Below are 11,377 nucleotides of genomic sequence, written 5' to 3' on the forward strand. Positions count from 1 at the left end.
TCTTGCGTATTCTCGTAATGACGAAGCACGCATGTCTGAGGATATTATCTCTATCATGGATACCTGTAAATCAACTAAAAACGAGCACCTTATGTGGTTCAGAAGGTTATTGGACAATCACTTTGAGGGTATCATAGCTCATGCAACATATGACATATCAGCTGGTAAGATTGAGGGTATAAACAACAAAATCAAAACATTAAGACGACAGGCTTACGGATATCGTGATGATGAATACTTCTTCCTTAAACTGTTTGATATCAGCAGGAAGACTTATGTCAGAAATCCTTTATCCCACAAAATTTGTGATTGAGCCGTTTATTTTTCAAACTTCCTGAAGTTTGTTTTTCAAACTTCCTGAAGTTTGTTTTTCAAACTTCTGTGTATTTACAGGCTTTCCCGGCTCTTTTTTCATATTTTTTGTATTTGGGGCATCCACATCTTCCATTTCATCTGGTACGTTTTCTTCTGAATTTTCTTGTGCAATGGCTGCTGGTTCATCTGGATATTCCTGCAGACTGAAATTTTTCACATAGATCACGTTTGTTTTTCCCAGTCCGATTCTCTTCTTTTCAATCAATCCTATCCCCTTTTCCTGGTCCAGCTCTTTCAGACAATTTACTGCCTTATTTCTGCCACAATTCAACATCTCCATGATTTCTTCCACTGAGAAGAAAATGTATGCCCTGTCCTCTTCATCAAACCAACGATTCTTTATAGACAGCGACATCCGATCTAACATCAGTCCGTACAGCACCTTAGCTTCACAGGAGAGATTCTTAAAATATTCACTTGTAAACAGCAATTTAGGAATACGATAAAAGCTATACATATCGCATTCCATACCCTGAAAATAATGGAACGTTGCTCTTATACTCATGACCGATCCCTCCTTCCGTACTTATCAATGATTTTGATTGCTCCATTCCTCCAAAAGTTGACAGATGATACTACGCATCTTCTGTTCATCATAATCCGGAGGAAAGTACTTTTTTATATCATCTTGTTTAAATGTAATTGATGTTTTCTTCTTTGGCTCTCCTATTATCAGGAGCCGTATAACCTCTTTTGTCAGTGACTTTTCTTCTCTGTGTTTTCGCAACTGTTTTGCCTGTTCAAGACTTGGATACTTTCCGGTACTGTCGTGTACTTCTTCCACCATCTCTTGCTCTATAATCGAAAGGTAGGACAGTTCTACTCCAATTTGCAGCTTTATGATATTTTCATCTACAGCTTTTAACAGTGTATTCATCAGATATGTCAACCGGATATAACGATATACCTGTCTCGCACTATCTTTGTTTTCCTTTCCAACTTTTTTCGCACTATTGGCACCTGAAACACCCTGATGCTTCACCGCTTCCATCTTCATCCGGTAGGCAAAGGCTTTCTCACTCGGCAAGATATTCTCTCTCTGCAGGTTACTGTCTACCATTGCCTGTACAGCAGAATCCTTGTCCATCTCCCGGACAATGACAGGGACTTGCTTCAATCCAGCCAGTTCTGCAGCATGTTTTCTTCTATGACCAGAAATAATTTCATATCCGCCTTTTTTTAACGGACGCACTAATAATGCTGTCAATATTCCCTGTGCTTTTACGCTCTCCACCAGTTCTTTCATTTCTTCATCGTCTTTGACTTTGAATGGATGATCTGTGAAAGAATGTAATTCATCTATCGCAACTTCCCTGACATCTTCTAAAGTAGCTACACCACCAAGCAAATCATCATAGGAAGTCAGTGTAATTTTAGATGCACTTCTACTTTTCATCCATAAGCACCTCCTGTGTCATCATCTGATACGCTTCTGCTACTTTTCCTTTCGGATCATGTTGAAAAATACTAATTCCCTCAGCACTGATTTCCGCAGCACGTACAGAAAACGGAATGCTCTGCTGGAAAATATGAATCTTGTTTCCATATGTATTGAAAATCAATTCTGAAATATCTCTCGCATAGTTCGTGCGATTGTCTACCATGGTGATCAGTATGCCGCCAATCTCAAGCTGTCGGTTCAACTGCCTCCGTACTTTTCCAATCGTCCGGATTAGCTGTTCCAGACCTTTCACTGGAAGATATGCCGCCTGTACCGGAATAATCACTTCGTCTGCACAGGCAAGTGCATTGATTGTCAGCATCCCCAACGATGGCGAGCAGTCAATCAAGATATAGTCGTATTCATGCCGTATCTGCTCTATATATTGTTTTAAGACCAACTCTCTACTCATAAAATTCACCAGAGAGACTTCCATGCCGGAAAGTTCAATATTCGCCGGAAGTAAATCAATTCCTTCCTGATGGGCTAAGATTCCAAGGTCGTTTTCAAATGTCTCTTCTTCCACAACATTTGTTAAAATCGTAGCAAGAGTAACTGGAAGCTCATCCGGGTTCTGATATCCCAGGCTTGCAGTCATACTACCCTGTGGATCGTTATCTATCACGAGTACCTTCTTTCCTGCCCTTGCAAGACCAACCGCCAGATTTACGCAACTTGTAGTCTTTCCAACTCCACCTTTCTGCGAACATAATGCCAGAACTCTACTATCTTTATTTACCTTCTCTTTCATCTTTCTTCTCCTCCCATAAATAGCTGGAACCTTTCATCATCCATAATGCCGCATCAAGAAATGCCAGATACCGTTCCGTCATACTGTCCAGTCCTTCTTCTGATATTACTGGTTTCTCAGACTTCAAATCCCTTGCCACATCTTCCAGCACCAGATTCATTTCCCTCATCTCTGAGCGAAGGATTTCGATGTTTTCTTTTTTACCTACCACACAAACGTGATTGTAAATACATGATCTTACAATATAATCTTGTTTTTTCATGCCGCTTGCCTTAACCCTTTCTTCTATGCTTGCTTTTTCATAGGAATTTACCCGGAAACTAATCGTTGTCGTGTTGTGTTTTCCATGTCTTTCACTTGCCATACTTATGCCTCCCCATGTTTCTTATCCAGCAATCCTGCCAGTTTACTTTCCGTAATGACAAATGGTATAGGTGAAGAATATCCTAAGTGCCTCGCAATTTCCTGTGGATCAGCTCCAATACTTACAAGCATATTTTTATGAGAATGACGTAATTCATAAATACTAATTCGGTTTACCCCAGATTTTTCAATACCATACGCCATATAATGTTCCAGATCAGATTTTTCTAATTTGAACACCCTCTTACTTTCCATAGTTTCATTCAACTGACCGTAGTACTCTCGAAATTCTTCCACCAGAAAATCCGGCATTGTAATCATTCGGACACTATTTGATGTCTTTGGAGATGTAAGTACACCTTTTCCATTCAATCTCTGATAAGATTTATTTACAGAAATCGTTTTATCTTCCAAATTGATATCCTGATAAGTTAGTGCAAGCAGTTCACCAATTCTTATACCGGTCCAGTACGATACCACAAACGCCAATCGTAAATCTAACCTATCGTTCACTGTGTCCAGGAATTTATTAAACTCATCCTGTGTCCAGTAATTCCTACTTTTTTTATTGTTGTGTCTTTCATATCTATGAATTGCCATGTCTATGCCTCCTCTTCATGCTTTTTATCCAGCAATCCTGCCAGTTTGCTCTGTGTAGACGGATATAAATGAGAATATGTATTCAGCGTTGTTTCCACCTTTTCATGCCCCAACCGTTCTGCAATTTCTAGTGGTGCAACTCCCATATCCACAAGCATACTTGCATGGGAGTGTCGCAAATCGTGAAGTCGAATTTTCTTTACCCCTGATTTTTTAATACCACTTATCAGATTATGTTCCATATATGATTTTGTGAAATGGAACAGTCTGTCCTTTTTCATAATTCCGTATAAATGGCTGTAATACTCCCGAAACTCTTCCACCAGGAAATCCGGCATTGTAATCACCCGGATACTTTTCGGTGTTTTCGGCTGTGTGATCACATCTTTTCCTTTCAATCTTTGGTATGATTTATTAATGGAAATCGTCTTTTCTTCCAAATTAACATCGTGATATGTGAGTGCCAACAATTCCCCGATTCTCATACCAGTCCAATACAGTACCAGAAATGCCAGTCGTGCATCTGGTTTATCCTCTACAGTTTCCAGGAATTCATTAAACTCATCCTGCATCCAGAAATCTTTTGGTTCCCCTTTGCTCTTACCGATTGCCCCAGCTTTCCTGCATGGATTACTCTGCAAATTATAATAGCGAACTGCATAATTGAATATTGCCGTCAACTGACAGTTGATTGTTTTCAAATAGGTAGGTGAATATTCTTTTCCATTTTTATCCTTATGAGTCAGCAGCTCATTCTGCCATGCCCGGACATCCGCTACCGTAATTTCACTCAGAATCTTCTTCTCAAAGTAAGGTCTGATTTTAAGCTCGATAATATATCGTTTCGTGTTCATGGTATGTTCCCGAAGCCGCACATCCATATCTTTATAATAGATTTCCAGAAAGTTCCCAAACTCAATGTCTACTCCCTGGCTCTGTTGCTGCAGAAAGTCTCTCTCCCACTCCTTGGCTTCCCCTTTTGTACGAAATCCACGTTTCTGCTTTCTCTTACGGTTTCCCTGCCAGTCCTTGTAATAAACCTGTACCTTCCAGTTCTTTCCTTCTTTGTAAACACCCATCTCTAATCGCCTACCTTCATGCCATAAATCTTTTCTGCCAGAAATTTTGTAGAAATTTTTCCAGGCACCACAATGTACCCTGCTTTTTTCAACTCTTCATTGTACCCACGCATTAAGTTGTAGGCATATGCCTTAGATACTCCGAGAATCTCACATACATCATCCACATTCATATACATCTTTTCCTGTACTACACCCATGTTACTTGTCCTCCTTCAAATATTGTTCCACATGCTCCAGACCATAAATCTTGTCCTCTACATACCGGGTTGGCACCCGTCCAAGGATCACATAATAATTTTTGCTTGCCAGATCGGCATTCATCTTCTCTACTACCCTGTACGCAAAAGAAACTGACAATCCAAAGAGTTCTGCGATATCTTCCACTGATAAATACATCTTTCTCTTACGCATGAAACCATTCCTTTCCTTCTTCCTGCGGGATTTCACAGGTATCTTCTACTCCATAGAAACGCTTTACAAAATATTTTGTTGGAACCTTTCCTCTAAGTGTCAGATATCCCTGTTCTTCCAGTTCTTTGTTCAGGTTACCAATGATTTCATAAGCCAATGTCTGTTTTACTTCCAGAAGCTCACATATATCAGCCGCCTTTAAAAAAAGTTTATTCTGCATAATCAGTACCTCCTGTATTTTGAATATTTATCTTTTCATATACTCTGTACTGACAGGTGCAAAACAGGACATCCTATTTCGGATTTTTGCAAAAATTATTTTTTTTACGGTTGCTTCCATAATGTAGCTGGTATCCGGAGCTCATTGAAAAAGGGTATAAAAAAACAGTTTGCTCCAACGGAAAATACTTCCATTAAAACAAACTGTTCTTTAATTTCCACTAATTATATCTTTCTGAATTTGGATGATTTTGCGAAAATCTCGTCATTGTCCGGAATAAAAGCAAGAGAAAAAAATAAATTTTAACTCCATTTGCACTCCACCGGGCAATTCAGAAGTCCCGCAAAGCCTTTATTTACGGGCTTTTTCGCAATTTCGTCCGCTATTCAAATTCGGCAAGTCCCTTGCTTGTCTTAAACATATTCGTTTAAGTTTCGTGTGGAATACGCCTTTATTTTATCTCAATTACACATTTTATTCTGGCTTACTGATTTTCTGTTGCCAAAGTGTTGCCACGTTGATATTATACGTTATCATTATCAGGAAATCAATAAGTTCAATGGTTATTCCAACTCGGCAAGTTCCAACGTAACATTAAACATATTTGTTTAAGTTTTATGTCGAAACCGCCTTATTTTTATCTCAATTACATATTTTATTTTGTCTTACTGATTTTCTGTTGCCAAAGTGTTGCCACGCTCATATTATACACAAACCGCAACAACAATTCAATTCCCTTAGCGAAATAATATACTCGTTATATCTTGGTATCTATCAATCACACGATATATCTCTACATAGTCTTTTTTGATAAGATACAGCATAATGTAATTTCCATGAACCTGATACTTATAATCTGTCTTGAAACTCACTCGCTTTGACAAATCTGCTCCCATCGTGGGAAACTGCTGTAAGTTCTCAAAACTCTTGTAAATCTCGTCTACTGTCTTTCTGGCTGCTTCTGCATTGTCCTCTGCAATATAATCCTTAATTGCTTTCAGATCGGCTACTACAAGAGGGTTAATCCTTAATTTCATCAAGTGTTATTCCTCCATAGCCGATTTTAATTCATCAAGGCTCAACCAACCTGCCCCATCTGCAACAGCTTCTTCCGCTTCCTGCAACTTTGCCAACAGCTTTTTCTCTGCTCGGTCTTTCTCATAATCCTCAATATCAAGCACTACAAATCTTCCTCTGCCATTCTTGGTTAAAAAAACTGGTTCTCCGACTTGGCAATTTTTAAGAACTTCATTATAATTTCTCAAATCAGATACTGGTAAAATTTTAGACATGTAATCAACTCCTTCTCTGATAATATCGTTTTTGCTTATATTTCTATTGTATACACAATTGCTGTAAAATTCAACTTAAAACTTTACAGCATTATATACTCCTTTCTTTATTTCAAAACAATTATTTCGACCTACTTGACATTTGTATTGTTTAATGATATTCTTTCTATGACCAAATTAGTATTTTAAGTCATAGAAAGGAGAAAATATATGGCACGCAGTTTTACAGAACGAGAAAAAGAAAATATTAAAAATAATCTACAGGAAGCTTGTAAACAGAGTTGGACACAGTATGGCTATAAAAAAACAAATGTGGATGATCTGTGTAAACAGGCGGGAATTTCAAAAGGAGCATTTTACCTGTTTTTTGAATCAAAGGAATCTCTCTTTTGTGAGGTCTTGTGTTCTGTGCAAGAACAAGTCTGTAATATAGCATCGGAAGTAATAAAAAGCCACAAAGATAAGTATGGCGTTGCAGAGGCGTTAAAGCTTATTTATCGGGAGTATGATAAAAATAATTTTTTGTATGAATCAGACAGTACGGACTTTACAATTTTGATGAACAAATTATCAGAAGGACAAGCAAAAAAAATTGAGGAATCCAATAATATGAGCCAACAACTTTTTTTAGGTCAATCACATTTGAAATTCAAAATTAATGCGGATTTGGCGATGTCAGTTATTTACTCTTTAATTATGAATATCAAAAACAAGGATATTCTCCCACATAATCATACGGAAACCTTTGATTTTATGGTTGACCATTTGATTGACAGTTTATATGAATAGCAGGAGATAGAAAAATGCAAAAGAGAGAAAACAGAAGCCAGCCTATGATGTTGACTTCGGGGAACATAAAGAAACAGTTAATGCTGTTTTCCATTCCCATTTTTTTAGGAACTTTATTACAACAGCTTTATAATGTTATTGATGCAGTTGTTGCAGGGCGTTTAGTGAGCGAAGACGCGTTATCTGCTATCGGTGTATCTGTCCCGATTTATTTACTGTTTGTTTCCGTTATTTTGGGATTGGCTATTGGTATTACAATTCTTCTTGCCCAATTTTTTGGAGCAAAGCAATTCGAGCAGATTAAAAGCCTAATTTCCACAATGTCTATATTTTTGATTGTCTTAGGATTAGCGATGGCGTTTGGCGGAGCAATTTTAGCAAAACCGCTATTACAGATTACCCAAACCCCTGCGGAACTTTTAGACCCTGCTGCCACATATTTAAGAATGGTATTTTTGGGTATTCCGTTTTCAATACTATATAATTTGCTTGGGGCAATTATGAGAAGTTTTGGCGAAACAAAAATGCCGTTATATGCTTTGATTGTGTCGTCTATTATCAACTTAGTGCTTAACATCATCTTTGTTATCAACGGTGGAGGCGTTATTGGTATTGCGGTTTCAACAATTATTGCACAGGCAATTTCTGGTGTATATTTATTGGTACAACTCCGAAAGAAATTTCCTATGGCAATTCCAACGAAAACCGAGTTTGCTTTTAACAGGGAGTTATTAAAGCTTTCATTAAAAATCTGCATACCGATTATTATACAGCAATTAGCAGTTTTTCTCGGTATGTTGATTGTGCAGGGTTTTATCAATCAATTAGGAAATGCAAGCATTGGTGGAATGACAGCGGCAAGCCGAATTGAAGCATTTATTTTGTTGCCTGTTCAGGCACTCGGAAATGCTTTGAGTATTTTTGCGGGGCAAAATATCGGAGCAAATGAAAAAGATCGTATGAAGCAAGGTACACGATTTGGCATAACGCTTTCAATCGCTATCACAGCTCTGCTTTCCATAATTCTTCTATTTTGGGGAAAAGGAATATTAGGACTAATCATCGGTAACAACGAAGAAATGATAATAAAAGGTTACAGCTATTTCCATATTTGCCTATGGTTTTATCCAATAAATGCCTTGATATATGGACTGGGCGGTGTACTTTCTGGTGTTGGAGATACAGTAATTGCAGGTATTCATTCATTGGCATCCATACTTGTGAAATTGCTTGTCACTGTATTGCTTATAGGAAAACTAGGACTTCTTTCGATTGCCATCGCTTCTTGTCTGGGGTGGTGTGCAGCAAGTGCTATTGTTGTTATGAGGTATCGTGGAAATAAGTGGCAGTCAAAAGTCGTTGTTAAAACAATTCAAAATTGATAGGAGTACAAAATGAAAATAGAAATTATTAATACAAATAATATAGAAGTTGCAGTTGTGAGCAGCGATGAACTGTTGATCACTGATGTCCAGTCTGCTTTAGACTTAGTCATGACAGTAAAATACGAAACAGGCTGTACAAATATTGCTATAAGCAAGAGTGCTATTATAAATGATTTCTTTGTCCTTAGCACCTGCCTGGCAGGAGAAATATTACAGAGATTCATTAATTATGATGTAAGACTGGCAATATACGGCGATTTTACAAAATATACGAGTAAACCGCTGAAAGACTTTATGTACGAGAGTAATAATGGGAAAGATTTTTACTTTCAGCCCACTGTTACGCTTGCTGTTAATAAACTTTCTGAACCGGTTCCCAGAAGAACTTTCTAGAATTTATAAAATGGAAAATCTACAGTATGGCAATCTAGCTTTTGGTAGACTACCATACTTTTTTAACAAAATATAAATTCGTCCAGAACAATTTCCTTCGCAAGAATTGAGCGATATGCTCATAGCTGGACTGCTGAAAGATGAAAAGAAAAAGAAGAAAAAATAGACGCAAAAAAACCTTACCGACTTTCATTGTTTGAAAATCAGTAAGGTTTTTCTATGCTATATTCAGATAAAATTTATTCCTTGAGCGAGAGCCAAATGTTGGCAAATCGTTGCCACAGCTTAAACAAATTTGTTTGGAAGTCGCATAAACACTGGATTCTTTTTGACACTTTCATCACTCAAACTCTTTTTCGTGTTCTATATCTGTCGTGATTTATATCTGTTTTTGTCTCAAATTCGTATCTTTTTGTTACGGTTTTCTATGTCGTTTATCTGGTTATTTTTCTCTTGTACCCAAAATGTACCCACCAGCCTTGCTTTACTCTATAATTTAGAAGCAGAAAAACATTTTTCGTTCATCCTATTTATTACGCCACTTGTAATTTCTGAAATAACTCCAAAGAATCTTTTAGCGGCACTATCATTCTCATCCGTTTTATCCAAAATTTCTACTTCCATTTTTGTTTTAACATCCGAGAAAACATACTGATAAAACTGATTTGTGTCAAATTGCATTTCCTTTTTGTCTATTATGAATGCTTCTCTTTTTTCATTCGGATTTGTGTTTCTTAAAATGTACTGTCCTTCGTTTGAAGTAAACTCAAATGTTTTTTTCATATCGCTTCATCCTTCCTTGTATAGTTTGTAATCCACCATCAATATTATCTGCAACAATTTTCAAGATATTATATTCATCATCTTCATACTCTAGTGCCCCAGATTCTATCTCAAATTTCCCATTCTTTTTGCTTAAAAAAATAACATTATCAACATCTAAATTTACTATAAACTGTGGATTATGTGTTACCATAATCACTTGCCTTTGCTGCCCCATTCTTCTGAATTGTTCTAATACCTTCTCCTTAATAGCACGTTGCGAAATATGGTCTTCTGGTTGATCTATAATATATATACCCTTGTCACGTATTTCTCCACTTAAAAGCGTAAAATACATTTGTGCATCAAATCCAGAAGAAACCTCATCATAAACATCCATATTATCTTCAACAATAGTATTTCTAACTTTAAAATCAATATCTAATCTTGAAGATATTTTACTTTTCAACACTTCAAGTGGAGCAGTTTCTTCTTCATTTGGATATTTTTTTATCATGTCTTTTAAATCAGATTCTGTTATTATTTGAGTATCGATGCTCTTCCCCCTTTTTAAAACTGACTTTAACAAATCTTCAATATATGTATTGTCAATTTTTTCAATCTGTAATTTTGATATGAATCTATACTTATCCACTGGATTGGTTTCTGGGATAATTTGAATTTCACAAATATTAGGAACAATTTTTTCCAATTTCTCTTTTCGAAACAAAAGCTCTGCCATACTTTCAATGGCAATTTCTTTTTGCTCTACATATTCTGAAAAAACTGCTTGAGTATCTGTAATCTTCCTTGTGTATTTTGCTTTATAATTTCTAATAAAGGTATTAAAAATGTTTATTTTTTCGTTTTCACTTTTATCTTCATCTAATCGTTTTTCATATCGTTCTTTCATCATCCCAAACATTTCAAGCGTTGTTTCAAGATGCCTCTTATCAGTATCTAATAATTCTTTATTATCTAATAATTGCTTTATGCTTTTAATAGTATCCTCAAAATTGTCCACTAACGTTTGAAGTGCTTTTGTCTCAATTTTTTTTGCATTGTCAATAAATGTGATACTTTTCTCGCTTGCATCATCGTCTGGCAATTTAAATGTAGGCAGTTTCTTTACTTCATTATCATATGAAAACTTATTGTCTAATCCTTCATATAGTTTTTTTGTAACTGTTCAGAACTCCATTAGTTAAAGATGATATCGGAATTCCCTAAAAGGGCTTCTCTGATTGCTGTAAAAGCATTTATTCCATGCTTATGAGCAGTCCCAATATAGCTCATGATTGTAAGATATTCCTGTGCGCCTTCCTCACTGCGAAAACATCCTGAGACCTTGGTTTTAACCTTAATCATGCGCAAATCACGTTCCGCAAGGTTATTATCAAACGGAACACAGAGATTCTTTATAAATAAGCAGACTGATGCCTTGTAATTCACAAGTCTGTCAATTAGATTTAGTACCTTGGTCTTTTTCTTTCGACCACGCTTTTTGGTTGTG

General features: G+C 36.6%; 17 protein-coding genes and 1 pseudogene. 4 read left to right on the forward strand and 14 right to left on the reverse strand.

Going from position 1 to position 11,377, the window contains the following annotated elements:
- Positions 1-313: transposase (locus tag BUB85_RS19430; protein WP_143160748.1), on the forward strand; the 313-nt coding region annotated here is incomplete at its 5' end.
- A 207-nt stretch (positions 314-520) separates the two neighbouring features.
- Here BUB85_RS19430 and BUB85_RS19435 read toward each other — a convergent pair.
- The 11 genes and pseudogenes from BUB85_RS19435 to BUB85_RS19485 form a co-directional block, all read right to left on the reverse strand.
- Positions 521-880: pseudogene (locus tag BUB85_RS19435) on the reverse strand (replication initiator protein A); the annotation flags it as partial.
- Positions 881-904: 24 nt separating this feature from the next.
- Positions 905-1,771 carry a ParB/RepB/Spo0J family partition protein gene (locus BUB85_RS19440; protein WP_073113162.1) on the reverse strand — a complete coding sequence of 289 codons (867 nt, stop codon included), beginning with the start codon at positions 1,769-1,771 and terminating at the stop codon, positions 905-907.
- On the reverse strand, positions 1,761-2,567 hold the full coding sequence (locus BUB85_RS19445) for a ParA family protein (RefSeq protein WP_073113163.1): 807 nt from the start codon (positions 2,565-2,567) through the stop codon (positions 1,761-1,763). Before BUB85_RS19445 ends, BUB85_RS19440 begins: the two co-directional genes overlap by 11 nt.
- Positions 2,548-2,931 (reverse strand): plasmid mobilization protein, encoded by a 384-nt coding sequence (locus tag BUB85_RS19450; RefSeq protein ID WP_073113164.1) that lies wholly within the window; start codon positions 2,929-2,931, stop codon positions 2,548-2,550. Before BUB85_RS19450 ends, BUB85_RS19445 begins: the two co-directional genes overlap by 20 nt.
- 2 nt (positions 2,932-2,933) lie before the next feature.
- Positions 2,934-3,530 carry a site-specific integrase gene (locus BUB85_RS19455; RefSeq protein WP_073113165.1) on the reverse strand — a complete coding sequence of 199 codons (597 nt, stop codon included), beginning with the start codon at positions 3,528-3,530 and terminating at the stop codon, positions 2,934-2,936.
- Positions 3,531-3,532: 2 nt separating this feature from the next.
- Positions 3,533-4,609: a site-specific integrase gene (locus tag BUB85_RS19460; protein WP_073113166.1), complete on the reverse strand. Its 1,077-nt coding sequence runs from the start codon at positions 4,607-4,609 to the stop codon at positions 3,533-3,535.
- 2 nt (positions 4,610-4,611) lie between these two features.
- Positions 4,612-4,809, reverse strand: coding sequence for a MerR family transcriptional regulator (locus BUB85_RS19465; protein ID WP_073113167.1), 198 nt, complete (start codon positions 4,807-4,809; stop codon positions 4,612-4,614).
- A 1-nt stretch (position 4,810) separates the two neighbouring features.
- Positions 4,811-5,023 (reverse strand): hypothetical protein, encoded by a 213-nt coding sequence (locus BUB85_RS19470; RefSeq protein WP_073113168.1) that lies wholly within the window; start codon positions 5,021-5,023, stop codon positions 4,811-4,813.
- Positions 5,016-5,243 (reverse strand): MarR family transcriptional regulator, encoded by a 228-nt coding sequence (locus tag BUB85_RS19475; RefSeq protein ID WP_073113169.1) that lies wholly within the window; start codon positions 5,241-5,243, stop codon positions 5,016-5,018. The genes BUB85_RS19470 and BUB85_RS19475 overlap by 8 nt, the downstream gene beginning before the upstream one ends.
- 737 nt (positions 5,244-5,980) lie before the next feature.
- Complete coding sequence (locus tag BUB85_RS19480) at positions 5,981-6,283, reverse strand: type II toxin-antitoxin system RelE/ParE family toxin (protein ID WP_073113170.1); 303 nt, start codon at positions 6,281-6,283, stop codon at positions 5,981-5,983.
- A gap of 3 nt (positions 6,284-6,286) precedes the next feature.
- The gene (locus tag BUB85_RS19485; RefSeq protein ID WP_073113171.1) at positions 6,287-6,535 is read right to left on the reverse strand and encodes a type II toxin-antitoxin system prevent-host-death family antitoxin; all 249 of its coding nucleotides are present in this window, start codon (positions 6,533-6,535) and stop codon (positions 6,287-6,289) included.
- A 210-nt stretch (positions 6,536-6,745) separates the two neighbouring features.
- Here BUB85_RS19485 and BUB85_RS19490 point away from each other — a divergent pair, with 210 nt between their 5' ends.
- Genes BUB85_RS19490 through BUB85_RS19500 form a run of 3 tightly spaced genes read left to right on the forward strand, consistent with a single transcriptional unit; the run spans position 6,746 to position 9,102 of the window.
- Positions 6,746-7,324: a TetR/AcrR family transcriptional regulator gene (locus BUB85_RS19490; RefSeq protein ID WP_073113172.1), complete on the forward strand. Its 579-nt coding sequence runs from the start codon at positions 6,746-6,748 to the stop codon at positions 7,322-7,324.
- 14 nt (positions 7,325-7,338) lie between these two features.
- Entirely contained in the window at positions 7,339-8,706 is a 1,368-nt protein-coding gene (locus BUB85_RS19495; RefSeq protein WP_073113173.1) for an MATE family efflux transporter, read from the forward strand.
- A gap of 12 nt (positions 8,707-8,718) precedes the next feature.
- A complete protein-coding gene (locus BUB85_RS19500; RefSeq protein WP_073113174.1) occupies positions 8,719-9,102 on the forward strand; it encodes a DUF4180 domain-containing protein in 384 nt (127 codons plus the stop codon).
- Between the two features lie 489 nt (positions 9,103-9,591).
- On the opposite strand, the gene BUB85_RS19505 is transcribed toward BUB85_RS19500, so the two are convergent.
- From BUB85_RS19505 to BUB85_RS19515, 3 genes are all read right to left on the reverse strand, one after another.
- Positions 9,592-9,885, reverse strand: a complete 294-nt coding sequence (locus BUB85_RS19505) for a hypothetical protein (protein WP_073113175.1) — start codon at positions 9,883-9,885, stop codon at positions 9,592-9,594.
- Positions 9,869-10,972 (reverse strand): OLD family protein, encoded by a 1,104-nt coding sequence (locus tag BUB85_RS19510; RefSeq protein ID WP_073113176.1) that lies wholly within the window; start codon positions 10,970-10,972, stop codon positions 9,869-9,871. The genes BUB85_RS19505 and BUB85_RS19510 overlap by 17 nt, the downstream gene beginning before the upstream one ends.
- A 92-nt stretch (positions 10,973-11,064) precedes the next feature.
- A partial coding sequence (locus BUB85_RS19515; protein WP_143160738.1) for an IS66 family transposase occupies positions 11,065-11,377 on the reverse strand: 313 nt, incomplete at its 5' end.

The sequence above is a fragment of the Hespellia stercorisuis DSM 15480 genome, assembly GCF_900142165.1.
Classification (GTDB): Bacteria; Bacillota; Clostridia; order Lachnospirales; family Lachnospiraceae; genus Hespellia; species Hespellia stercorisuis.

Coding starts and splice junctions, on each gene's coding strand:
- BUB85_RS19440 (WP_073113162.1), bottom strand. CDS start 1,771: ATGAAAAGTAGAAGTGCATCTAAAATTACACTGACTTCCTATGATGAT.
- BUB85_RS19445 (WP_073113163.1), bottom strand. CDS start 2,567: ATGAAAGAGAAGGTAAATAAAGATAGTAGAGTTCTGGCATTATGTTCG.
- BUB85_RS19450 (WP_073113164.1), bottom strand. CDS start 2,931: ATGGCAAGTGAAAGACATGGAAAACACAACACGACAACGATTAGTTTC.
- BUB85_RS19455 (WP_073113165.1), bottom strand. CDS start 3,530: ATGGCAATTCATAGATATGAAAGACACAACAATAAAAAAAGTAGGAAT.
- BUB85_RS19460 (WP_073113166.1), bottom strand. CDS start 4,609: ATGGGTGTTTACAAAGAAGGAAAGAACTGGAAGGTACAGGTTTATTAC.
- BUB85_RS19465 (WP_073113167.1), bottom strand. CDS start 4,809: ATGGGTGTAGTACAGGAAAAGATGTATATGAATGTGGATGATGTATGT.
- BUB85_RS19470 (WP_073113168.1), bottom strand. CDS start 5,023: ATGCGTAAGAGAAAGATGTATTTATCAGTGGAAGATATCGCAGAACTC.
- BUB85_RS19475 (WP_073113169.1), bottom strand. CDS start 5,243: ATGCAGAATAAACTTTTTTTAAAGGCGGCTGATATATGTGAGCTTCTG.
- BUB85_RS19485 (WP_073113171.1), bottom strand. CDS start 6,535: ATGTCTAAAATTTTACCAGTATCTGATTTGAGAAATTATAATGAAGTT.
- BUB85_RS19490 (WP_073113172.1), top strand. CDS start 6,746: ATGGCACGCAGTTTTACAGAACGAGAAAAAGAAAATATTAAAAATAAT.
- BUB85_RS19495 (WP_073113173.1), top strand. CDS start 7,339: ATGCAAAAGAGAGAAAACAGAAGCCAGCCTATGATGTTGACTTCGGGG.
- BUB85_RS19500 (WP_073113174.1), top strand. CDS start 8,719: ATGAAAATAGAAATTATTAATACAAATAATATAGAAGTTGCAGTTGTG.
- BUB85_RS19505 (WP_073113175.1), bottom strand. CDS start 9,885: ATGAAAAAAACATTTGAGTTTACTTCAAACGAAGGACAGTACATTTTA.